Annotated in this window: 19 protein-coding genes and 5 tRNA genes; 13 read left to right on the forward strand and 11 right to left on the reverse strand. The window is 41.7% G+C overall.

All coding sequences use genetic code 11. From position 1 onward, the window contains the following. Positions 1-338: 338 nt before the first annotated feature. Positions 339-800, reverse strand: coding sequence for a Spy/CpxP family protein refolding chaperone (locus J8Z24_RS13135; protein WP_176031990.1), 462 nt, complete (start codon positions 798-800; stop codon positions 339-341). A 200-nt stretch (positions 801-1000) separates the two neighbouring features. Between J8Z24_RS13135 and J8Z24_RS13140 the strand changes: the two genes are divergently transcribed. The 3 genes from J8Z24_RS13140 to J8Z24_RS13150 are packed head-to-tail and all read left to right on the forward strand — an operon-like array spanning position 1001 to position 4023. Next, positions 1001-1693, forward strand: coding sequence for a response regulator transcription factor (locus J8Z24_RS13140; RefSeq protein WP_176031991.1), 693 nt, complete (start codon positions 1001-1003; stop codon positions 1691-1693). 3 nt (positions 1694-1696) lie between these two features. After that, positions 1697-3058 (forward strand): ATP-binding protein, encoded by a 1362-nt coding sequence (locus J8Z24_RS13145; protein WP_252094814.1) that lies wholly within the window; start codon positions 1697-1699, stop codon positions 3056-3058. Between the two features lie 2 nt (positions 3059-3060). Next, positions 3061-4023 carry an alpha/beta fold hydrolase gene (locus J8Z24_RS13150; RefSeq protein WP_252094815.1) on the forward strand — a complete coding sequence of 321 codons (963 nt, stop codon included), beginning with the start codon at positions 3061-3063 and terminating at the stop codon, positions 4021-4023. On the opposite strand, the gene J8Z24_RS13155 is transcribed toward J8Z24_RS13150, so the two are convergent. After that, on the reverse strand, positions 3975-4874 hold the full coding sequence (locus tag J8Z24_RS13155; protein WP_128732376.1) for a cation diffusion facilitator family transporter: 900 nt from the start codon (positions 4872-4874) through the stop codon (positions 3975-3977). The two genes, J8Z24_RS13150 and J8Z24_RS13155, sit on opposite strands and share 49 nt — an antisense overlap. 289 nt (positions 4875-5163) lie before the next feature. Between J8Z24_RS13155 and trmL the strand changes: the two genes are divergently transcribed. Continuing rightward, on the forward strand, positions 5164-5628 hold the full coding sequence (trmL, locus tag J8Z24_RS13160; protein ID WP_125251625.1) for a tRNA (uridine(34)/cytosine(34)/5-carboxymethylaminomethyluridine(34)-2'-O)-methyltransferase TrmL: 465 nt from the start codon (positions 5164-5166) through the stop codon (positions 5626-5628). A 141-nt stretch (positions 5629-5769) separates the two neighbouring features. Here the strand turns inward: trmL and J8Z24_RS13165 are convergent, their stop codons facing one another. Continuing rightward, positions 5770-6363: a CBS domain-containing protein gene (locus J8Z24_RS13165; RefSeq protein WP_128732375.1), complete on the reverse strand. Its 594-nt coding sequence runs from the start codon at positions 6361-6363 to the stop codon at positions 5770-5772. A gap of 46 nt (positions 6364-6409) precedes the next feature. After that, the gene (locus J8Z24_RS13170) at positions 6410-6685 is read right to left on the reverse strand and encodes a hypothetical protein (RefSeq protein WP_147391206.1); all 276 of its coding nucleotides are present in this window, start codon (positions 6683-6685) and stop codon (positions 6410-6412) included. A gap of 414 nt (positions 6686-7099) precedes the next feature. Between J8Z24_RS13170 and cysZ the strand changes: the two genes are divergently transcribed. Beyond that, positions 7100-7828, forward strand: a complete 729-nt coding sequence (cysZ, locus tag J8Z24_RS13175) for a sulfate transporter CysZ (RefSeq protein WP_128732852.1) — start codon at positions 7100-7102, stop codon at positions 7826-7828. 773 nt (positions 7829-8601) lie between these two features. Here the strand turns inward: cysZ and J8Z24_RS13180 are convergent. The 6 genes from J8Z24_RS13180 to J8Z24_RS13205 all read right to left on the reverse strand — a co-directional run bounded on the left by J8Z24_RS13180 (position 8602) and on the right by J8Z24_RS13205 (position 10731). Continuing rightward, a tRNA-Phe gene (locus tag J8Z24_RS13180) sits at positions 8602-8677 on the reverse strand. A gap of 140 nt (positions 8678-8817) precedes the next feature. Continuing rightward, positions 8818-8893: transfer RNA gene (locus J8Z24_RS13185), tRNA-Thr, on the reverse strand. Between the two features lie 12 nt (positions 8894-8905). Continuing rightward, positions 8906-8981 (reverse strand) — tRNA-Phe (locus J8Z24_RS13190). A gap of 69 nt (positions 8982-9050) precedes the next feature. After that, positions 9051-9126: transfer RNA gene (locus J8Z24_RS13195), tRNA-Thr, on the reverse strand. A gap of 64 nt (positions 9127-9190) precedes the next feature. Continuing rightward, a tRNA-Phe gene (locus J8Z24_RS13200) sits at positions 9191-9266 on the reverse strand. Between the two features lie 253 nt (positions 9267-9519). Then, a complete protein-coding gene (locus J8Z24_RS13205; RefSeq protein ID WP_252094816.1) occupies positions 9520-10731 on the reverse strand; it encodes a serine hydrolase domain-containing protein in 1212 nt (403 codons plus the stop codon). 265 nt (positions 10732-10996) lie between these two features. On the opposite strand from J8Z24_RS13205, the gene J8Z24_RS13210 reads away from it, so the two are divergent. From J8Z24_RS13210 to J8Z24_RS13235, 6 genes are all read left to right on the forward strand, one after another. Beyond that, positions 10997-13861 carry a hybrid sensor histidine kinase/response regulator gene (locus J8Z24_RS13210; RefSeq protein WP_252094817.1) on the forward strand — a complete coding sequence of 955 codons (2865 nt, stop codon included), beginning with the start codon at positions 10997-10999 and terminating at the stop codon, positions 13859-13861. Positions 13862-14362: 501 nt separating this feature from the next. Beyond that, on the forward strand, positions 14363-15799 hold the full coding sequence (locus tag J8Z24_RS13215) for a peptide MFS transporter (RefSeq protein WP_176031997.1): 1437 nt from the start codon (positions 14363-14365) through the stop codon (positions 15797-15799). 416 nt (positions 15800-16215) lie between these two features. Beyond that, positions 16216-17262, forward strand: coding sequence for a 4-hydroxyphenylpyruvate dioxygenase (gene hppD, locus J8Z24_RS13220; protein WP_125251618.1), 1047 nt, complete (start codon positions 16216-16218; stop codon positions 17260-17262). A gap of 132 nt (positions 17263-17394) precedes the next feature. Further along, positions 17395-18708, forward strand: coding sequence for a fumarylacetoacetase (gene fahA, locus J8Z24_RS13225; protein WP_252094818.1), 1314 nt, complete (start codon positions 17395-17397; stop codon positions 18706-18708). A gap of 142 nt (positions 18709-18850) precedes the next feature. Next, positions 18851-19918: a M23 family metallopeptidase gene (locus J8Z24_RS13230; protein ID WP_128731038.1), complete on the forward strand. Its 1068-nt coding sequence runs from the start codon at positions 18851-18853 to the stop codon at positions 19916-19918. 88 nt (positions 19919-20006) lie between these two features. Then, entirely contained in the window at positions 20007-20402 is a 396-nt protein-coding gene (locus tag J8Z24_RS13235) for a bactofilin family protein (protein WP_176032000.1), read from the forward strand. Between the two features lie 56 nt (positions 20403-20458). Here J8Z24_RS13235 and J8Z24_RS13240 read toward each other — a convergent pair whose 3' ends face one another. After that, the gene (locus J8Z24_RS13240) at positions 20459-20929 is read right to left on the reverse strand and encodes a hotdog fold domain-containing protein (RefSeq protein ID WP_128731040.1); all 471 of its coding nucleotides are present in this window, start codon (positions 20927-20929) and stop codon (positions 20459-20461) included. Between the two features lie 164 nt (positions 20930-21093). Between J8Z24_RS13240 and J8Z24_RS13245 the strand changes: the two genes are divergently transcribed. Both J8Z24_RS13245 and yghU read left to right on the forward strand, forming a co-directional pair. Further along, positions 21094-22272: a multidrug effflux MFS transporter gene (locus J8Z24_RS13245; RefSeq protein ID WP_252094819.1), complete on the forward strand. Its 1179-nt coding sequence runs from the start codon at positions 21094-21096 to the stop codon at positions 22270-22272. Between the two features lie 770 nt (positions 22273-23042). After that, positions 23043-23915 carry a glutathione-dependent disulfide-bond oxidoreductase gene (gene yghU, locus J8Z24_RS13250; RefSeq protein WP_252094820.1) on the forward strand — a complete coding sequence of 291 codons (873 nt, stop codon included), beginning with the start codon at positions 23043-23045 and terminating at the stop codon, positions 23913-23915. Positions 23916-23979: the final 64 nt, after the last annotated feature.

Genomic DNA, 23979 nt, shown 5'->3' on the forward strand with positions numbered 1-23979 from the left:
ACCAGCAATCAACAGCGTGCGTAAAACGACTTTACTTATAGACAAAAGTTACCGGTAAGGTTGTGTGCGTAAATTAATAACCATTTCAATTAAACACTATTGCAAAGAGTTATCAGCAGACTTGCCATATGTACTCTTAATCGAAAAATATCACAACATCCACATGTTATCAACATGTAACTCTAGGCGATACTATTCGTGGGCTTTACGCACACACCAATATTTTAATGGTAATTAAGTAAACACTTTGGTGAGGTAGGTATTATTGTGGAAATAGAGATAAGATAAGCCCTTAGCAAAGACGACCAAGGGCGAGATATTTTAAGAAAAAGGATCATTTACTCGGCTTTATTTGCTCTTTTGTGCTTACGGTGTGATTTAAGCGTTTTGATTTTTTCACGTTGTGTTTCATTTAATACGTGAAAAACTTTGTGTCGAGTCTCCATTGCCAGTAATGCCCAAGCTTGTTTTTTGTCTTGACCCTTTTCAAGCAACAGCTGTGCCTGTACCTTGTCAAACACCTCTGCGTCCATTAATGCTTTCAACTCTTCACGATGTGATTTACGTACGTCTTTGCCTTTTTCTTTCAGTGCTCTTTTTGCCGCTTTGAAATCAGCATAGATGGTTGCTAATTGTGATTGCTGCGAATCGCTCAATTCCAACAATTTTTGGCCTTTATCTGATAGTAATAATCGTGCTGAATGCTCTAACTGCCGACCCATAGATCCCGCATCTGCATTGAAGCTAACTGCTGATAAGCTCAGTACTGTTGCTAATGCTAAAGTTGATAGTAATCTCATTATTTTGGCTCCTTGTTTGCCGTTGCTTTGTCACCTCCTAATCTAGCAATAGACAAGAAAAGGAACGTCAAATCAGGGTAAAGTTTTGTCAGTGCTTTGCAAAAAAACGCAAAGGCAATTTACATACCGCAATAAAGTAAGGTGTAATACATCATGGGATAGACACTGTAATTATCTTTTCAATCGCCGCCGGATAAAGTATGACCATAAGACATAGCATTTTACTTATAGATGATGACCAAGCACTTTGTGATCTTTTGCACGAGTATTTTAGTGCTGAAGGTTTTGAAGTCGACATGGAGCATACAGGTACTGAAGGGCTCCAGCGCGCGTTAAAGCAAAACTTTGACCTTATATTGTTAGATGTCATGCTCCCTGAGATGGATGGCTTTGAAGTGTTAAAATCGTTGCGTTTACAAAAAATGACGCCAATTATTATGCTCACCGCAAAAGGGGACGATTTTGATCGTATTTTTGGTCTTGAGTTGGGAGCAGATGATTATATACCCAAGCCATTTAATCACAGAGAGCTACTTGCACGGGTTAAAGCGATCACCCGCAGAGTGGATCATTATAAGCACCACAGCCCTCAAGACACCTTTACTATTCATCAGCTTAGCTTAGACATCGGCGCAAGGAGCGCCTCTGTGAGTGGAGAGTTCTTATCACTGACGGGAACTGAATATGAAGTGCTGCAATTATTGGTGAGATCTGCCGGTGAGGTTGTTGATAAACAAACTATATCTCGTCAAGTCTTAGGCAGGCCACTGGTGCCCTATGACCGCTCAATTGACATGCATGTATCCAACGTTAGGAAGAAAATAGCAGCTTTGAGCGACCATACTTATATCAAAACGATACGTGGTTCTGGTTATATATTTTTGAAGGCATAATGAATGAAGCGGTACTTATTAGTTAAGGTATTTGCATGGTTTTGGCTAACCATCATAGCTACCCTTCTACTTTTGCTTGGGATAAGCCTGTTACAGCCAGACGTTGTGGAAACTAAAAAGATCTCAAGGTCGATGCTGCATAATTTACAGCAATTAGAGCAAGTCTTAACCCAAGTCAGCCGACGCCCCAACTTTGAGTTAAGTAATATCGCAAAATTACGCAAAAGAAAGGCGAGAAATATCTACCTAAGTCACCGCGTTCGTGAAAAGAGTATTGCCGCAAATCCAAGGTTCAAAGCACTTGACCTCGATTTACTTAGCTTTACAGAAGATACCAAACCACTGGCCATTTACACACCTGAATATAAAGCATTCGGGCCGCTTGAAGTCACACTGAATAATGATAACTATCGCCTTTATTTGATATTTGAAAATCACACGCCAGGTGCAATTATTAAGCTTAGAGCATTGCCGCTGTGGGCTAAAATTGCGGTGGTATTAGGCGCGAGTTTATTGCTGTGTTTTTGGTTTACCAGAAACTTGCTTACACCAATTAAGGCACTGCAAATAAGCGCAGCCAAGCTATCTCAAGGTGACTTAAGCAGCCGTGCAAACATAGACAAAAAGCGTCAAGACGAACTTGGTCAACTAGGCCATGACTTCAACCTGATGGCTGATAAGTTAGAGTCTTTGGTCAATAATCAAAAGCGCCTGCTTGCAGATATTTCTCATGAGCTTCGCTCTCCGCTTACCCGCTTGCAAATGGCGACGGGATTGGCCGCAGGCCACGCAACGAAAGACAACCAAGGTTACTTTGAGCGCATAGAGCGTGAAGCACAATTAGTGGAGAACATGCTCGGTGATATTTTGCATTTGTCAAAACTAGAAGCCGACCAAATACCAATAGAAAAACAGCCGATCCCCCTCAATGAGCTACTCGACCCAATTATCGAAGATGCTCTGTTTGAGGCGCAACAATTAAGCAAGCAATTTTTCGCCAGCACAATACCTGAAGTAACGCTGAATGGCGATGCTATGCTGCTAAATCGCGCCTTTGAAAACATCATTCGTAACGCCATTAAATACGCAAATAGCACGATTAACCTCGATATTCAGAGTACCAACGAGCAGCTCCTTTGTATCATAAAAGATGATGGCAAGGGGGTGAGTGAAGATATGTTAGACAAGCTTTGTATCCCATTTTTTCGAGTTTCAGCTGCACGCACACCAGAGCATAATCAAAAAGGAGGGTTTGGTTTAGGGCTTGCCATTGCCCAACATGCACTAAAAGTGCATGATGCCCATATTGAATTTACTAACAATGTTGGCCTTCAGGTCAGCATTCGTATTCCGTTATATAGGTAGTCATGTTTTATAGCTGCAGCGAGCAATTAGAATCTCACCTTCCTGAAATAGATAAACACTGGCAACAGTGTCAACGAGGCTTTTTTGATACTCCTCACGGCAAGCTTTTTTATGTTTATCATATACCAAAAAGACCACGGTTTGCTTTGGTATTGGTTAATGGGCGTATTGAATCCGCGCATAAATATAGGGAGTTGTTATGGGAACTGGCACAAAATAATATCGCTGTATATACCTATGATCACCCAGGGCAAGGGTATTCTCCTCGCTTGTTAAAAAACAAACACATTGGCTACGTAAAACGATTTGATGATTACGCAGCGACTCTCCACTGTTTTATGCAGCAAGTTGTCAATCCACACAACACTCTGCCTCTGTTTATACTGGCGCATTCTATGGGAGGAGCGATCACCTGTAACTACTTAGCGCTGTATAACCCTAGCAATATTAAAGGCGTGTATTTATCAGCACCAATGCTTGGGATCAACACCGCTCCCTACCCTGCTTGGGTTGCTGAAGCCATTGCTGGATTGGCATGTCTAGTAGGACTAGGCAAACAATATGCTATTGGTCAGCAACAATACCAAAGTAAACCGTTTCAAGATAATGATCTGACAGATTGCCCTATACGTTACGCTTTATTTAGAGGGTTATACGATCAATATCCTGAACTACGACTTGGAGGAGTTAGCTTCGCCTGGCTTTATACTGCACTGCAAAAATGTCGAGCACTGACCAAAATCGAGCTAAATATTCCAGTCCACGTCGCTTGTGCAACTCACGATAGTATCGTCGACAACAAGGCACAGATCCGCTTTGCCGCGCACCATGATAAGGTGACACGTACCGAGTTTGCAGGAAAACATGAGCTGCTTTGCGAGCAAGACATAACTCGCAGAGCCGTGCTTAGAGATTTTTACGAATTTACAGGGGTATTACCGAGCGCAAGCGATACAGGGTCCTGATGGATAAGAATATCCATCTCACACTCAAACTCTTCTTTAATACTGGCTACCACTTCATCTGCAACATTATGTGCTCGCATCAACGGCATATCATCATCTAACTCTAAATGGAGCTGGATAAACTTTATTTTTCCGCCTTGCCTTGTACGTAAATCATGTACACCATAAACATCTTCATGGCTTGAAGCAATAAGCACAATTTGCGCCTTTTCATCGTCTGGTAACTCTTTATCCATCAAGTGCGCAGCGCTTTCTTTGGCAATGTCCCAGCTGTTGTAAAGTAAGTACATTGCAACAGCGATAGCAAAAATAGGATCCGCGTAGCCAATGCCATAAAAGTTCAGCAATACCGCGACCAATACAGCTAGGTTAAGTAAAATATCACCTTTATAGTGCAATGAATCGGCTTTAATTGCGATAGATTGAGTACGTTTGACAACTTGATACTGCACCGCAACAACTAACAACGTGCAGACAATAGCAAATAAACTCACCCATACCCCAAATAAAGAATGGGGAATTTGTGTAGGGTTAATGATCCGCTCTACACCATGAAATGCTAGTAAACTGGCCGACCCTGCAATAAATGCCGCTTGCCCGAGCCCAGCTAGCGCTTCAGCCTTACCGTGACCAAACCTATGATCATCATCAGCCGGTCGCAATGCGTAACTTAACACAAACAAGTTCATCAACGACGCACTAATATCAAGTAATGAGTCGGTTAAAGAGCCGAGCATTGCTGCGCTTCCAGAAGACAGCCAAGCCCAACACTTCGCTGCTATCATCACCCCTACAATAGCAATCGTGAATATACTGGAAAATCTCACCCAAAACTCGTAGCTACGACTCACATTTACCCCTTAGAAATACCCAACTGACTAACGAACCACCCACGAAAGTATGGCGATATACTTATATTACAGGGTAATGGTTTGAAATGAAAAACAGATTACGAATGTCAATTTTTTTGCAATAGTCTCATGTTCAGTTGCTGCACGCTCCTATCTGTGTTCATTACTTTGATAAGTTAAAGAGATGCAAAGCTCTATACTTGCTGTGCTTTTCTTTTACCCCGGTCACACGTGTAATTCTGATTGGAGATGGGCTATACTGCCGTGCAAATTTTTATTGAGGCTTATCATGTTAGACATCGTTTTATATCAACCCGAGATCCCACCTAATACTGGTAATATTATTCGTTTGTGTGCCAATACTGGATATTCGCTGCACTTAATTGAACCTTTGGGATTTGAATGGGATGATAAACGAGTAAGGCGTGCAGGCTTGGATTATCATGAATTTAGCGAAGTCGAGCGTCATCCCAATTTTGAGGCTTACCTTGCTAAACGTAACCCAAAAAGAGTATTTGCTTGCACAACAAAAGGTACTAAATATCATCACGAGGTGGCCTACGAAGAAGGTGACTGCTTGCTGTTTGGTCCTGAAACTCGCGGTCTACCAGAAGAGATAATTTTCTCATTACCAGAGCCACAACGCGTGCGTATTCCAATGCGCCCAGATAGCCGTAGTATGAACCTGTCCAATGCTGTCTCAGTATTTGTATATGAGTCTTGGCGACAACTTGACTTTAACGGTGCAAAATAACCAGCTCTATATCAAGCGCTCCTAGCATACCGCAACCTTATCCATTGCAAGCAGGAGCAGTAACAGTACAGTCATCCACGAAAAAGGCGCCTCGCGACGCCTTGCTAACTTTAATTTACATTAACTTTAGGGATTCAGTATTTAAATTTCGGCGTGGTGTAAAATAGTACCAACAATATCACTAAATTTATTCGCTGGTTTAATTGAATTTACCGCTCGTCCACAGGCTTTCAGCAAATCAATAAGATCAAAATAACCCACTGGGTAAAGCGTTGAGTCATCTATCACTAATAAGAACTCGTGACCTGCCTCTTCCATGGTTTTTAATACTTTGCCAACGACAGCCTGACTTGTTTGTTTAAGTGTAATTTGACGCAGCTCTGAAAGTGGGATCATGACATCATTTACAGTCAAATCTCGTCTAGTACAGCCACGTTTTTCGGCCATACTCAATACATAACGGCTGCCAAGCCTAGCGTTCGATATCATACCTACCAGCTTTTCTTGGCTATCAACAACGAAACTTGCTCTGCGGTGCGTTTTAGTCAACACTAGTGCGGCTTCATCAATACTACTATTTTCATCAATATGCTGCATTGGTGACAAATGCAAAGTGTGCATAAGACAATGCGCTGGAGCCTGTTCAAGATTATCAGTACCGCACGCAGGAAAATGATTTTCAGCAAGTTCATAGGCAAACACAGGCTGTGTTTTTATAACGGTGTTAGTGTTCATAGATCACCTCTATCTTTAAATTAATTAAGCACGGAAAAGGACTAAATTAATCTACAACAGGTGGTGCTCTTATTGATTCATATAAAGCATTGGAAAAACAATAGGTAAGCTTTGGGTGTTCAATAACAAAATCGCTAGTGGCGACTAAACTGCGGGGGGCAGAGACAGCACAAGTGTCAACGTCAGGATTTACGTTCGAGTTGTCTAAATCAACAATAATAGGCGTAACAGCCAGTGTAGAGTCACATTTAGCAGCATCGGCCGTTGACATAGTCAACAGACTCAACATACAAAATGTAATAACCCAACGAACTAATTGCATCACGCTCTCACTTCCACTGCCATAATCTGAGTGTATGGGCTGTTTCTTGCGTTTACAAGTATTATTTCTGATCTATTCACTAAACCACTAAATGTATTCAGGTTAATTTTTACACGCTAATATTGCCATAATATAGGCTGAGATAAATTGTTACTAATCTCCTGTTAGCCGCTCCAAGTTTAGCGCTATACTAGGGGCAACATTTTTGATATCTGTCTAAAATTAAAGCGTAAAGTCATACCTGTTGGCGTTATAAATAGTCTATTTTGGAATAAGCACCTTTACCGCTAACAAGCTTAAAATTTTATGATTTAGTGTTGTTAAATAAGGTATTCTTACGAAGTTAGCGCCCACTTTATCCTCTTAGTTTATTCAGGTATTCAGTCATATTGGTATCACAACACGAGGTGTAATGTGCAACTATCACGCGGTATCGAGTACTTTATTGCCGGCTTTTCTTTGATCACCCAAAAAGGGCTTAAACGCTTTGTGTTTATCCCTCTCACCATAAATGTATTGCTATTTGGTGCATCGCTATTTTTTCTTTACGACTGGCTGACTCAAGGGTTTGATTACCTGAATGGATTATTACCAGAGTGGCTAAGTTGGCTAGAGTGGTTAATGTGGCCCATAGCTATTTTAGTGATACTTTTTAGCTATAGTATGATTTTCACGGTTATAACCAACTTTATTGCCGCTCCCTTCAATGGACTGTTATCTGAAAAAGTGGAACTTCACCTTACCAACCAGAAAATCAATGATGACAAGCTCTTTGATATTGTAAAAGATGTACCACGGATGCTAGGACGAGAGTGGACAAAGCTGTGTTACTACCTGCCACGCGCCCTTGGCTTTTTTATATTGCTTTGGGTACTACCTATTGTCGGTCAAATTTTATGGGTTATGTTCACATGTTGGATGTACAGTGTTCAATATAATGACTACCCATTTGATAACCATAAAATTCACTTCAAAAGAATGAAGGACGATTTAAAAAGTAAGCAAGGGCTGTCTTACGGTTTTGGCTTTGCGGTGTTCGTGTTGACCTCAATTCCATTTGTGAATCTAATAGTAATGCCAGTGGCAGTTTGTGGGGCTACTAAACTTTGGGTAGAAAACTACCGACAGCAGTATCGTCACTAATAGTGAACATATCCTATTACACAGATTTGTTCGGGTAAGTAGCACTTCTGAAACAAGTCAACGGTAGCAGCATCGCTTTTCGCGCCCTGCTACTTGTTGAGTGCCTAATCTACGCTTGGTTTTCTACCAGCTGTTATCCCTCACTACTGCGTAAAATTTATTGACAATAGGCTAGAAAGAATAGCAATAGGCTTCCTATTTAACCCGAGGTTTGAATAAGGCGTGCTCCAACTCATTGTTGCTAAAGTACAACTTTGTTTTTTCCTTATCTAGCCAAAGAGTTTTAGGGAAAACACCGCTTCGCGTCTCGCTCCCACTAAGTCCTGTAGCAAGGCAAAGGTTTTGCTATTTATACCAATTTTCTGAATTAAGTGGTCTATTTTGAGGCGAGAAAATCTTGTCGATAACTCCGCTACCGCGTCCTGCTATCGCTAAGGTACCTACATCCATATAGGCAAGGCAAAAATTTTGCTATTTAGTTGTTCTAAATAAGAAATTTTTAACGCCGTTAGCGTCAGATTGACTCCTTCAAATTGCGCAAGTATTAAGTCAAATTGGTATTAGTTGTTCTAAATAAGAAACTTTTAACGTAGTTAGCGTCAGATTTACGCTTCCAACTTGAGTAAGTACTGAGGTTAATTGGTATTAATGTTTTACTACGCAACTAAAATAAAGTGATGTTTATCAGAACAACAAGGAGTCAATAAGCTAGATATGTCAATTTAGACTGTATAAAAGCAAAAAGCCTCGCTATTGCGAGGCTTTTTAAATGATGGTGCCCAGAGGCGGAATCGAACCACCGACACGAGGATTTTCAATCCTCTGCTCTACCGACTGAGCTATCTGGGCAAATCTTTTTAGTATCTTAATCCTTAAAGGGATTTTCAATACAACTCCAATTAGCTCTACCAAATGAGCTATCTGGGTAAATCTTGTATTTTCTAAATAACTTAGTTATCTAGAAAATATAGGCTAACGCCTAAATTAAATGGTGCCGACTATCCGAGTCGAACGGATGACCTACTGATTACAAGTCAGTTGCTCTACCAACTGAGCTAAGTCGGCACACTAAATTAGTGGTGCCCAGAGGCGGAATCGAACCACCGACACGAGGATTTTCAATCCTCTGCTCTACCGACTGAGCTATCTGGGCAAATCTTTTTTATCTAAAAAACTCAATCTACTAAGTTATCTAGAAATATAGGCTAGCGCCTAAATTAAATGGTGCCGACTATCCGAGTCGAACGGATGACCTACTGATTACAAGTCAGTTGCTCTACCAACTGAGCTAAGTCGGCACACTAATTCGTGTACCATGCAGTTTCTGCATGCACCACATTGCTAATGCAATGATTTTTAATTTGGTGCCCAGAGGCGGAATCGAACCACCGACACGAGGATTTTCAATCCTCTGCTCTACCGACTGAGCTATCTGGGCGTGCGGCGTATTAAACGGGTTTTGCGGTTCTAAGTCAACCCTTTTTTTAAATACATTTATCGTTTGCACAGTTTTCAGGCAAAGCGGTCAAAATACCGCATTTTCGATGAAAAAACACGCAAGGCAGGCTAATTTCCAGTTTTAAACGCTTTTATCTGACTATCCCTGTACATATAGCATGAAGGCTAGCCACCTTTATATAGCAGTAAGCTCCCCCTCAAGTAATAGTCACCACTGTGTTGTTCTGGTTCTTTTACTTGCCGCTATAATGTTGCTTTGCATCCAGCCGCTTCAGTAAGATATCAATTACCTTCTCCACGGCTAATTTAGCATTAACCGTGTCGCCATTTGTGACTGCAAGAATCGCAACATTTCTTTCAGGTAATACAAGGTTGTCTAAATAGAATGTCCCGGTAAAGCCGTTATGATGAAACCGACTGTCATTAGATGTAAGGATCCAACCTAATCCATATTCAGGCGTGACTGGCGTTAATAGTCGTGCATATGAACTGGCACTAATCAGATTATCATTACCCCTAGCACCGGCTAAATACGCCCCCAAGTAAATAGATAAGTCATGTAGTGTCGTATTGATTAACCCCGCAGGTCCAATCACTTTTGGTAAATCCACTCTATCTGTTGGCGTAATTGGGTGCCATTTACCTTCTCTCATTTGATGACCACTGGGCTGTCCATCTGGGTCATCATCACTAGCAGATCCAAAACCAACATCCGCCATCCCTAGTGGCTCGAATAGCTCTTGAGCAATAAGGCTTTCCCATGCTTGCCCGGTGACACGCTCTAACATATGGCCGGCAACAACATAACCGGCATTACTATATAGATAAGTCCCTTGCGGCACGGATCTTTGTGCATTTAATAGTTCGATAGTCCAATCATATCGTTGGCTCGTCATGTCTCTATTATCACGGTGCCACTTCCCCGAATACATAGACGCTAAATCCCGTTGCAACCCTGAAGTCATTGAAAGCAAGCTATTTAAGGTAACAGACTCAAGTTCTGGATTAATCTTACCTATGAGCTCTGGAAATATGTCGGCCACTTGACTATCAAACTCTATGACTCCTTGTTCAACAAGGCGTGCAGCCAATGTGGCAGTCATGGATTTGCTAAATGAACCGATAGACCACCTATCAAAGGCAGATACAGGGACTTGCCCAGTACTGCTTCGCACTCCAGTAACATCCAGTTCGATTAATTCGTCCCCAGAAATGATAAAACCTCCCAATGCAGGCATGCTAAACTCGGCACGGATCAGCTCTAACTGATGAAAGAGTTGATCATCTCCGGCAACACCATATGGGGAAGTAAAGCCGACGCTGGGCTCGGTGGGAGTTTTAAGAGTAATGATTGATTTATCATTGTTATTACAGGCGCTGAACAGCAACACACATAATATGGCACAGAACCACGCTGGTACCCGTCGAGATTGATGTGAAAACATTAAGATATCCTTATAAGCGGGGAAGTTAACCAATATTACTTTATAAAAACGTTACTTAATATTTAATATTTATTAAAAAGCCATGATAACCATACTAATAAAAGACCACAGCTTTACTTTCAACACCCTGATTATTTTGATATTTTCAATACTCTTTTCTTTACCTCGATTTTAGTCACTGGTTGAAAAACGAGAGGTAAAAAGCTGTCGAAGGTGTTACGATTGCAACAGATGATACGTATAAATAATTCTTGCGAGATAAAGCATGCCAAATAGCGCAAACACTAACGGACAAGTACTCTTTCTTTTTGTCGCAATTCTTATAGTTGGAATGTGTAGCGCCACTGGGGCCTATTTACTTCCCAAGCAAACAAAAGCGCCAACCACAGCGACGGCTAACCTTAAACAGCAATCAACGACCATCTCTGAACCTTTAGCAAAAGTAATTACTCAACATGGCTTTGATAATGCTAAACAAGTAGTACAGGCGCTACTTAGTGGGAATACCAACCTTGGGGCTTACCTTTATATCAATACAGGCATGGGGCAACCAAATTTGGTACTTCAACAAAGCCTTGGGGAGCCAATTAATGCGTTAAATCGTGAGGAGTTTTATAACAAAGGCGACATGCAAGTCTACCATATGCCACTACAGTTAGACGGGCAAAATGTTGGCGAGCTTATCCTTACCTATACGCCAACACCAAGTACAACAGCCGAAGAAAACTCGATACTCGCATACGCGCTACTATTTATGAGTTTACTGGCTGCTATCTTTATTTTTGTATTTACACAACGAAAGCTGTCTGCGACATCCAACAATGGCAGTCAAGCGCTCGTAGAAGAGATAGAGCAACTCACCGCAGATAAAAATTATAAAGCGACAGTCGGTACCTACTACCGCGGTGGATTGTCTGACATTGCTTCATCTATTAATACGCTATTAAAGCAAGTTCAAACTTCGATTGAGTCTGATCAGGCCACTCAACACGAATTGAAACAGTTACAAGAAAGCCTAGAGACAGAAGTCCAGGCGCGAACATTGGCACTGGAGAAAGCCATTTTAAATGCTGAGCGTGCCAGCGATGCGAAAACAACTTTCTTAGCAACCATGAGCCATGAGATCCGCACTCCGATGAATGGCGTCATTGGGACTATCGATCTACTGCGACAAACCGATCTCGACGGTGCGCAGCACCGCTTAACCACCATCATTCGAGATTCTGCATTTTCATTACTTGGTATTCTTGATGACATTCTTGATTTTTCAAAAATCGAGGCAGGTAAGTTAAGAATTGATAACAGTCCTTTTTCAGTTGCTGAAACCACAGAAGAGGTTGCTCGAGTGCTCTCCTCTGTTGCCAAAAAACGTAAGCTAGATTTACAACTAGTGATAGCACCTGATATTCCAACTAACTTGGTGGGTGACACGGTTCGTGTAAGGCAAGTTCTATACAATCTATGTAGTAATGCCATTAAATTTACAACGACCGATGAGTCAACTCAAGGGTATGTCAAAATCGCAGTTGAAGTTTCACAAAATACCTCTGAGCATTATACCTTACGCTTTACCGTAACCGACAACGGTAAAGGTATGACTAAAGCACAATTAAGGGAAATCTTTAACCCATTCATCCAAGCCGAAGGCTCAATTACAAGAGAATTTGGTGGAACCGGGCTTGGACTATCTATTTGTAAAAGTTTAATTGAGTTGATGCTTGGCAGTATTCAAGTTAATTCAGATATTGGCATGGGTAGTGAGTTCATCGTTGAGTTGCCATTTAGCGTTGACGGTAAAGTAAATTATGCAAATAAACAGCTTCTAAATGCCCGAAGCGTTGCTTTACTGACGCCAAACAAAGAAAGGCAGAATATCTTAAACCGCTATCTTTCGTTCATGGGAGCGAATGTAATGGTAATTGACGATTCAGAAATTCCAGACCACCAACATGAGGATAAGCTGATCTGGGTATTGGATGGTCTTGATGGTATGAATAGGGTTAATGAAGAATTAAGAAGTATTGTTTATTCATTAGAGAAAAACGCACAACAGGTTGTTGTTTTGAGCAAAATGGACGAAGCGGCGCTGAATCACAAGCACATCTTCTACCTCAATGCCTCGCCTTTATGTAAGTCGAGCTTCATGACGTCTATTCTTGTGGCCGCTGGACTTCATAAACCCAAAGAGATCAAACCTACACGCACAATCAATGATTTTTTAAGTGTTGATGAAGCAAGAGCCACAAATAAGCTCGTATTACTCGTTGAAGACAACGTATTAAACCAACAAGTGCTTACTGACCAATTGCACTTACTTGGGTATGGTGTAGAGGTGGCCGAAAATGGTGAGGAAGGACTTGAGCTTTGGAAAAAAGAACACTTCCCGATTGTTCTAACCGATCTACACATGCCAAAAATGTCAGGCTACGACATGGTGAAAAACATCAGAGATTATGTTGAGACTGCGCCCGAAAACCTTGATCAGCCTTACATAATTGCGGTGACTGCAAATGCCTTAAAAGGTGAACGGGAGCGCTGCGAAACTGCAGGAATGAATGACTACATCACCAAACCTGTGGAGTTAAATGTATTAGAAACCACTTTAAACAAATGTATTGAGCAGCTGCCTCAAGCAAAACAGCCGCAGCAGAGCACGGCATCCCCCGAAGTCGAAGGAGCGTCACATACTGCATCTATTGACCCACTTGCGGTTCAAAGTACTGGATCCGCTTTACCTGAAGTAGTTGATAGTCCAAGTGTTGACTCAGAACCTTTACCGACTCCAGCGATCAACATGGAGATGCTAAATAAGTATGTCAATCATGACGATGCCAAACGTAATCGTTTCTTTAGGATGTACTTAGAACAAAGTAGCCAATTGACCCGTGATATAAATGGCGCGGTTATCACTATGAACCAAGAAGAGATCATAGAAGCGTGTCATCAGTTAAAATCCATTTCAAAAACAATTGGTGCGCAAAGCGTCGCAGAAACCGCTACTGAGTTTGAAACTCTATGTAAAGAAAACACCTTAACTGGCGATCAGCTGATCCAAATGCGCGATAAATTAGAGCAAGATTTCTTGGCTGCAACTGAGTTTATCCAAGCATATTTAAGTCAAGAGGCATAACACTTTTGTTATAAGTAGCTGCTATCACATCAAATACCGTTTGCATCCACAATTGTGATGCTCACTCAAACTCACGGTAGATAGCAGCGCCTTTATATATCCGCACAAAACTAGCATCAAATGCTCTCTAATGATCTCTTCGTTGTAGTGCTGAACGCATTTTATTCGCTTTCTGCCTACAAATGCTTCCCCTATTAATTCTCTGTGAGTATACTGACGCGCTTTTTTAAATTAGTTAGTCGTTACATACAACAAACACTAATTAAAATAGGTACTGGCCACCCGTTCAAAAAAAGTACAGGCATGCCATGACAGTTTACCACCATGCTTAATCAGAGCATGCAGTATTGATTGTCGCGCATCGCTAATCTGCATTGAAAAGTGTTCTGTTTACTGCGTCTCGTTTTTTAACGTCGTATTTAAAGTAAGTTGCTCATTATTCAGTGTTGATTGAAATAACAATGGCCAGATACAACACATTGATTAAATTAGGAAGTACATATGAATTCAGTTCCGAAGGCCGGAGAATTTTTGGGTCACCCTAAAGGCCTCTTCTTATTATTTGGTACCGAAATGTGGGAGCGATTTGGCTACTACGGTATGCGTGCCATATTAGTTCTTTACCTTGTTGCTCAAGTACAAAATGGTGGGTTTGGTTGGAATAATGCCGATGCGCTTAGCCTATACGGTACTTTTACCATGGCAGTTTATCTTACTCCTCTATTTGGTGGTTGGCTTGCCGACAACGTACTAGGTCAGCGTAAAGCCATCATCATTGGTGGTATTCTAATGGCTGCTGGCCACTTCATTATGGGTATTCCACACAGTATTGTTGCAGGACAAGAAGTAAATGTGTTTTACCTTGGCTTGGCACTACTTTGTATAGGTAACGGCCTATTTAAACCTAATATTTCCACTATGGTTGGCGATCTATACCAAGAAGGTGACAAGCGTCGTGACGGTGCATTTACTATTTTCTATATGGGTATCAACTTAGGTGGTGCACTGGGTCCACTTGTTGCGGGCTATGTTGCTGCGGTAATTAACTGGCAGGCTGGCTTTATCGCCGCAGGTGTTGGTATGGTTATTTCAGTGGTTATGCAGCTGATCTTAAGCCAAAAATATTTAGGCGATATAGGTAAAATACCCTCAGCAAAGCTATCTCAGCAAATGTCTGATTCAGCCACAAAAGCACCATTAACAAAGCAAGAAAAAGACCGTATACGTGTAATTTTCACGATGAGTGTATTCTCTATTATCTTCTGGATGGGTTTTGAGCAAGCCGGTGGTCTGATGAACTTGTTCGCTAATGACTATACTAACCGCATGCTGATGGGCTTTGAGATCCCTGCTTCTTGGTTCCAATCTCTAAACTCTATTTTTATTATTATTTTCGCACCTTTAGTTGCAATGATATGGCTAAAACTGGATAAGAAAGAGCCAAACTCTCCGGTAAAGTTTGCCATTGGCCTCGTTTTCCTTGCGTTAGGCTTCTTGACTATGATGTTAGCACTGGCAACTGAAGGTGCAGAAGCAGGCGGCACACTGCAGATCAGCATGATCTGGTTGGTATTGTTCTACCTATTCCATACCTTAGGTGAGCTGTGTTTATCACCAATTGGCTTATCAATGGTAAGTAAACTTGCGCCACTACGTTTAGCGTCATTGCTCATGGGTATTTGGTTCCTATGTACAGCGGTTGCGAACAAGCTAGCTGGTCTTGTGGGCTCATTCATCGGTGAAGGCCAAGAAGCCATGAACAATGCAATGAGCATTTTCATTGGCTTAGGCGGTGTAGCTCTACTATCAGCAGTTCTCATGTATCTACTAAGCAATAAGCTCGTTGACTGGATGCACGGTGCAGAGAGCAATCATGAGCCGCACACTCAGGAGCACTATTTAGCTGAAGAGCTAGAAGTATCCGCTGAGAAGCAATAATATTTACCGTAAACCACGCTGTTCAGGCGTGGTTTACCCCCTCTCGCAGCATTAAGTGTAAAGATTTAAATACAGCCTTTCCTATTTCGCCTTTCCAATTAGTCTTATGTTCAGAACACTTCACCTCACACTCTTGATCTAGAAAAACAATAAAAGCCAGTAAAATCAAAATATAAGAAAAACCATACTTAACACCTCGTATTTTTCCTTTGGTATTTTCACTCAAAATTTAAACAAAAATAAGTTTGACTTCGTCTGTGTCGATTTTGTGTCTTTTGCATGGCAATTGTGCAACTAAATTTACAAAGTGCGCTATGGCTATTTACGCCCTTTAACTTCCCCTTTGCAGTAATTTGATTAATTATCCAGTCATAAATTCTAACAAGTCACCCAGTGCTTAATACGGGAGTAAAACAATGAGTGAAGTAAATAATCCACTAGGCCTAGTCGGCATCGAGTTCACAGAGTATGCAACACCAGACGCTGATTATATGGATAAGGTATTCACTGACTTTGGATTTTCAAAGCTAAAGAAATTTAAAGATAAAGATATCGTGTACTACAACCAACACGATATTCACTTCCTGTTGAATAACGAGCGTGAAGGCTTCTCAGCAGAGTTTGCAAAAAGCCATGGTCCTGCAATTTGCTCAATGGGCTGGCGTGTTGAAAACGCGCAAAAAGCGTTTGAAACTGCTGTAGAGCGTGGTGCAAAACCGGCGACTGATTCAACACACAAAGACTTACCATACCCTGCGATTTACGGTATTGGTGACAGCCTTATCTATTTCATTGAAAACTTTGGTGACAAAGGCTCAATCTACGAGCAAGACTTTGTAGACCTAGAAGAGCAAAGCATTGTTGCTGATAAGGGCTTTAAGCGCATCGACCACCTCACAAACAATGTTTATAAAGGGACGATGGAAACCTGGGCTAACTTCTATAAAGACGTATTTGGCTTTACCGAAGTCCGTTATTTTGATATCAAAGGTCAAAAAACCGCGCTACTTTCATATGCACTTAAGTCACCATGTGGCACCTTCTCTATTCCAATCAACGAAGGTAAAGACGACAACAATAACCAAATTGATGAGTACCTAGATGAGTACAATGGTCCAGGTGTACAGCATTTAGCGTTCTTAACTGACGATTTAGTTGGCTCATTAGATAAACTAGACAAGAGCACAATTGCAACTCTCGATATTGTTGATCATTACTACGACACTATCTTTGATCGTGTACCATGGGTTAAAGAAGACAAAGAAAAAATCAAGCAACACCAAATCTTAGTCGATAGCCAAAGCGAAGACTGCTATCTACTACAGATCTTTACTAAGAATCTGTTCGGCCCAATCTTCATCGAAATGATCCAACGTGTTGATGATGGTGGTTTTGGTGAAGGTAACTTCCAAGCGTTATTCGAGTCGATTGAACGTGACCAAGAACGCCGTGGCGTGATCTAAACACACCTATCAAATTAATTAAAAAGCAGCTAGCGATAGCTGCTTTTTGTGGTTTATCAAATTGCTATTACAACTTGAGTTTTTCATTTTTGACCATAACTCAAGTTGAAAGCCAAAATTAAAGGAAAGGCAATGTCTCAAATTAATGAAACACACGACATCCAGTTAAAGAGTTGGGTAGCTAGTGCAAATGCAACTGGAACTGATTTCCCCATTCAAAACTTACCTTTTGCAGTATTTCGTCGTAAGAATAGTAATGAAGAGTTTCGTGGCGGTGTTGCGATTGGCGATCAAGTACTAGATCTTGGCGCTGTTGTTGACGCTAACCTGCTTTCAGGTGATGCAGCACAGGCTGCAGAAGCGGCAAATGCCCCAGCATTAAACGAGTTTATGGGCATGGGTCAACAGTACTGGTCAGCATTAAGACTTGCGCTTTCTCGTGCATTACGTGAAGGCTCTGAGCTGCAATCAAGCCTTGAAGGCGCATTGGTTGCTCAAGATGACGTGGAATACGCTCTACCTTGCCACATTGGCGATTACACCGACTTTTATACCTCTATCTATCACGCAACGGCAGTAGGTAGCCTATTCCGTCCTGATAACCCACTGCTTCCGAACTATAAATGGGTACCAATCGGTTATCATGGCCGTTCTTCATCTATTGGTGTTTCAGGTCAAGCCTTCCCTCGCCCTAAAGGCCAAACCAAAGCACCTGACGCGGATACGCCATCTTTTGGTCCTTGTAAGCGCCTAGACTACGAGCTAGAGCTAGGTATTTACCTTGGTAAGGGTAATGAACTTGGCGACTCTATCGCAATTAAAGACGCTGAAGATCACGTTTTTGGTTTTTGTTTGTTCAATGACTGGTCTGCACGTGACTTGCAAGCCTGGGAATATCAACCATTAGGTCCATTCCTTGCGAAAAACTTTGCCTCAACTGTTTCTCCTTGGGTTGTAACCACAGAGGCTCTGGCACCATACCGTACTAACTGGCATCGTGATGAAAACGACCCACAGCCGCTGGAATACTTAGAGTCAACGCAAAACCGCGAGTCTGGTGCAATTGATATTCGTATGGATGTACTACTCGAGACTGAACAAATGCGTAGCGAAGGGGCTAAGCCAAGCAAATTGTCTGAATCCAGCTTTAAGCATAGTTACTGGACGGTTGCACAAATGGTTACTCACCACACGGTGAATGGCTGTAACTTTTTACCGGGCGATATGCTAGGTTCGGGTACGCAATCAGGCCCAGAGCACGAAGAGGCAGGCTCATTACTTGAACTATCACGTGGTGGTAAAGAAACCATCACTCTAGAAAATGGTGAAGAGCGTAAGTTCTTAGAAGATGGTGATAAAGTAATTATGCGCGGCTGGTGTGAAGCTGATGGCTATAATCGTATTGGCTTCGGCTCTGTTGAAGGCACCATACTTCCAGCCAAATAATCGCAATTAACCGTGAGTTAATCGCAAATTTATTTACTTTTAAATCAAAGGCATGATTATTTCATGCCTTTTTTTAGTTCTAAAAACTGGAAATTTGACTAAAAATTGTTAGAGTGTAGCGCTGAATTTAATTTGAGGTTGAATGTTGCAAGTACTCAAGCGCCTATATCTGAAGCTGTTTAAGCCCACTCAATTGATTGTCCGTCAAGACGCCAATGTAAAGATGATCGTACTACCATCTTGGCTTCAAGTATGTTTGTTGATGATTTTCGCTGCAATTGCACTGTGGTCTGTAAACGCCGCAATCCAACTTCATAACAACAATATTCAGCTCTCTCAAGGACAGCAAAATCTCACTCAGTTGCAAGCAAAGTGGCAGCATGAAAAGGCACAATTAGAGCAGACCATTACCCAGCAGCAAAACACTTTAGCGCAGTTATCACAGCAACATAATGTGCTCGAGTCGTTAATAGATGCAACCGAACTTGCGGCCAGCAATAGCAAGACAGATGAACACTCAACGGACAAAGAAGCATCACCAGACAATGACAATACTTTCGCACCTCAAGCTGCCAAATTACTGTTGCAACAACAAACCTTGAACCGCGCTCTTGGTCAAAAATACGCAACTGACATAGCACAAATAAAAGCTTCAATCGATAGTGTAGGTTTGCAACTTGCAGACTCTTCAGATGCGCAAGGTGGTCCCTACTTTCAAGCTGATTTAGCCTTAGTCGAAGCCAGCTTTATCAATACTATCGATTACTATACAAGCTATGCACAGTTATCCACCATGATAGGACAGTTGCCTGACACCCTCCCAGTTGAGCAAGAGAAGTATTACGTGTCCAGTGCATTTGGTTTTCGTAAAGATCCGATAACTGGGCGTCGTGCTTTTCATAAAGGTATTGATTTAGCTGGGTGGCATAAAACAGATATTGTTGCCCCTGCCGCAGGTGTTGTAAAAAGAGCTGGAAAAAACGGTGGTTATGGCAAGTTTATTGAAATTGAACATGCTAATGAGATCACAACTAGATATGGACACCTACATACCATCAAAGTAAAAAAAGGTCAGCAAGTAGACAAGGGTGACGTTATTGCTTTGATGGGAAGTACAGGAAGAAGTACCTCTACTCACTTGCACTATGAGGTGATCCAAGGTAAAAAACACTTAAACCCAATTAAAATCGCTCGCGCTTTCAATAAATAAACTGAAATTTAAATAAGTGATCAGCAAACTCACTACTTATTCAGGTTTCATCACATCTATTGTTTTGACGCTGCGACAGTGAGGACTCGTGTTTAACTCATTTAAAAGTCAGCCAAGTGGCATCCCAGCTATCATCACCCACACCACCCAAATTTCTGGCGATATTACCTGTGAAACAGAATTGCAACTAGATGGCTCCGTACAAGGTAACTTAAACGTCAACAAGCTCACCATAGGTTCAACCGGTCTCGTAACGGGCAACATTCACTCTTCAGATTTGACCATACATGGAAAAGTCGAGGGGGATATTCACGCCAAGCAAGTAACTCTGCGTCCAAGTGCACAAGTATTTGGCAATATCGAGCATGAAACACTGACAATTGAAGCTGGCGCGCATGTGGAAGGTAAGCTCACTCACCACAGCGAAAGAGCCAATAATGTGACATTAATTGACTCTTCAGCTACGCAAACCACCAATAATTAAACTGAGCTGGGGATAATGAATCTGAGCTGGGGATAATGAATCTGAGGCTTGGTTAATTAGGATTTCTTCGCACTGATATACATATTTATATCAGCGTGAAATACCTTTTCTCCAGAGTTACTGAACACTTCGACAGGCACAATTAACTCTTCTTTGTCTTCCCATGTCCGAGGGTATTCAATTTTGGCGATCGCATGCAGATCAGTTTCCGCTTTTGCCAAATATTGTACTGTCATCCCCTTTGGGATCCAACGATGTGACTTGTGATTGATTGTGGCATCGGTCATCACACCTGCGCACAACTCGGCAAGATTGCATTGCGCTATCGCATGTACCGTTCCAATGTGATTGTGGATGGCTTTTCGGTTCTTAATTGTCGCTTTACATATTCCAGGTTGTAACAGTGTTATTTTTGGTTTGATGGTGCCAAAGTAAGGTGCTTTACGACAAACAGCTTTGCTAAACATCCATTTGCCAAATGGCAACCAACTCATTCTTTTATAAATTTTTAGAAGTGGTGCAGACATAAGTAGAATCAAAATATTAATTTGCTTAAAATTAACACATCTGACCAGTTTATCAACTACCGAAAATGCACAAAGAATCAAATATCTTAAAAATTTGCTAAATCGGCGCTTTGTCCTGTCTTTTCAAATTTTCCGCAATACAATGGCGGCCAAAAGGAGACATCATGACCGCAACCAACTCAAAAGCCCTAATTTTTATTCTTGCTCTACTCGTGATTTTTTGCCCATTAGGTATCGACCTGTACCTCCCTGCTTTTGTTGATATGCAAGCTAGCCTTGAAGTATCTGAAAATAAGATCCAGCAAACTGTTAGTATTTATATGTTAGCGGTTGGTTTAGGACAACTCATCGCGGGTCCATTAGCAGACAAATATGGTCGTAAACCAATTTCACTTATTGGAATAAGCTTGTTTGCCATTGGTGCAGTCATGGCAAGCTCAGTATCAACGTGGTCATTAATGATGGTCGCACGTGTTTTGCAGGGCTTAGGCGCGTGCGCCACTTTCGTCAGCGCTTTTGCGATTGTCAGAGATAGCTTTGGTCATAAAGGTAGCGGCCAGATGATCACTTACTTAAATGGTATTGTGTGCTTTATCCCTGCCCTCGCGCCAATTCTTGGTGCATGGCTTACAGTTGAATTTGGCTGGCAAAGTAATTTTAGTTTTTTGGCTGGATTTGCTTTAGTTGGATTGTTGCTCATCATCTTGCTTTATAAAGAAACTCGTCCAGAGGACACGCATTACAGTGGTCATATTCTAGACCTAAGACGCTTTACACCTATGCTAAATAGCAGCACCTTTGTTTACAACGCAATGCTCACTATGCTTGGTATGGCCGCAATGCTGGTCTTCGTGATTTCAGCACCGGGCTGGATCATGGCAAAAATGGGGGGCAGTGTGTCTGACTTTACCTTTTGGTTTACTGGTAACGCAATATTTAGTATTGCTGCAAGCTTTATCGCCCCACACTTTATTAAACGTAACAGTCAGAAATCCCTCACTTTTGGATTAAGCATTTCTTGCACCAGTGGCGTTGTCCTATTGTTGTTACCACAAACTGACATTATGCATTTTGTATTACCAATGTACTTAGCATCTATCGGCTTTGCTTTTACCATAGGTGCTGCGGCTGGCAAAGCTCTATCAGGGTTTGCAAAGCAAGCAGGTACAGCTTCTGCTCTTATTGGCGTATTACAAATGAGTGGCGGGGGGTTACTCGCAACAATGAGTCAGCCTTTAGCACTAAAGGCACCAACTCAACTAGCAATGCACCTTCTACTCGCGTTGCCTTTCTTAGCGCTATTGGTAACTAAACACCGCCACCAGCTTCATAGCGCCACTTAATAGTAATTACTCAGTGGCGCCCCTGTGAGCTTATTAGGACGTTGATAGTTGAGAAGGTTATACCAATTATTTTGATTAAGTGTTCTATTTTCAAGCGAGAAAATTTTGTCGATAGCACCGCTACCGCGTCCTGTTAGCGTCAGATTTACTCCTTCAAATTGAGCAAATATTATGGCTAATTGGTATTATTACTTTCGGTTACAAGCCATGTAGACCTAAATTGGAGTGGTGTAGGTACGTCAAAAGCCGATATTTATCGCGATGGTAGTAAAATTGTCACAACTAGCAACGATAATAGCTACACAGACAGCATCAGTGTTAAAGGTAGCGGTATCATAGCTACTCAATATGTGAGCAAAGTAGTAAAACAACCTGCTCGACGACCCAAACTGTGGTGTTTTAACTCCCAACCAATTCGACAATGCCGATCATAGATCGGCATTTTTTTGTCTTTTAATCTTGTTATTTCTTTAAATTATACCAATTATCTTAGTTAAGTGGTCTATTTTGAGGCGAGAAAACCTTATCGATAGCTCCGCTACCGCGTCCTGCTATCGCTAAGGTACCTACATCCATATAGGCAAGGTAAAAATTTTGCTATTTAGTTGTTCTAAATAAGAAATTTGTAACGCGGTTAGCGTCAGATTTACTCCTTCAAATATTAAGTCAAATTGGTATTACTCAAGCATTTTACAAAAAGAGCTTGTTCATTTTCATTTCACTTCTAAGCTCTATAATCAATAAGGACAGTCACAGAAGGAGTTCATCAAATGAGTAAAACGGGTTATACCCCACCAAAGGTTTGGCAATGGCCATGGCAAAGTGGTGATGGCAGTAAATTTGCTAATATTAACCGCCCCACTGCAGGCGCGAGATTTGAAAAGTCCCTCCCGCAAGGTAAACATCCTCTACAGCTCTACTCTCTTGCCACACCAAATGGCGTAAAAGTGACAGTTTTACTTGAAGAATTACTTGCCGCAGGCGTAGAAGAAGCTGAATACGATGCTTTTTTAATTGATATAATGGAAGGCGAGCAGTTTAGCTCAGGATTCGTTGCACTTAACCCTAACTCTAAGATCCCAGCTTTACTCGATATCAGCACAGGTGAACCAACCAAGGTATTTGAGTCGGGCTCAATCTTGCTTTACTTAGCTGAAAAGTTCCAAAAATTCATACCTCAAGACGCAGCCAAAAGAACAGAATGCTTAAATTGGTTATTTTGGCAAATGGGAGCTGCCCCTTTACTTGGAGGTGGGTTTGGCCATTTTTATGCTTATGCGCCAGAACATTACGAATACCCGATTAACCGCTATACCATGGAGGTCAAGCGCCAACTAGACTTACTCAATCAGCACCTAGCGACTAGGCGGTATATCTGCGGTGATGAATATACCATAGCGGATATAGCAATTTGGCCGTGGTACGGTGTACTCGCTCAAGGCCACCTTTATGATGCCGCTGAATTTCTAGACGTCAATGGCTATGAGCACGTGATCCGCTGGGCAGGTGAAATCGCATCAAGAGAAGCTGTGAAGCGTGGAAAGATGGTCAACCGAACGTGGGGAGAGCCTCATGAACAACTGCATGAAAGGCATGACGCCAGCGACTTTGATACCAAAACCCAAGATAAGTTAACTCGGTAACCTTATCTTGGTTTAACAAGAGTTAGCTTTACCTTTCGGGTTTGATTAATCAGATTTAATCAAA

Source organism: Pseudoalteromonas sp. SCSIO 43201 (assembly GCF_023716725.1).
In the GTDB taxonomy this organism is placed as follows: domain Bacteria; phylum Pseudomonadota; class Gammaproteobacteria; order Enterobacterales; family Alteromonadaceae; genus Pseudoalteromonas; species Pseudoalteromonas peptidolytica.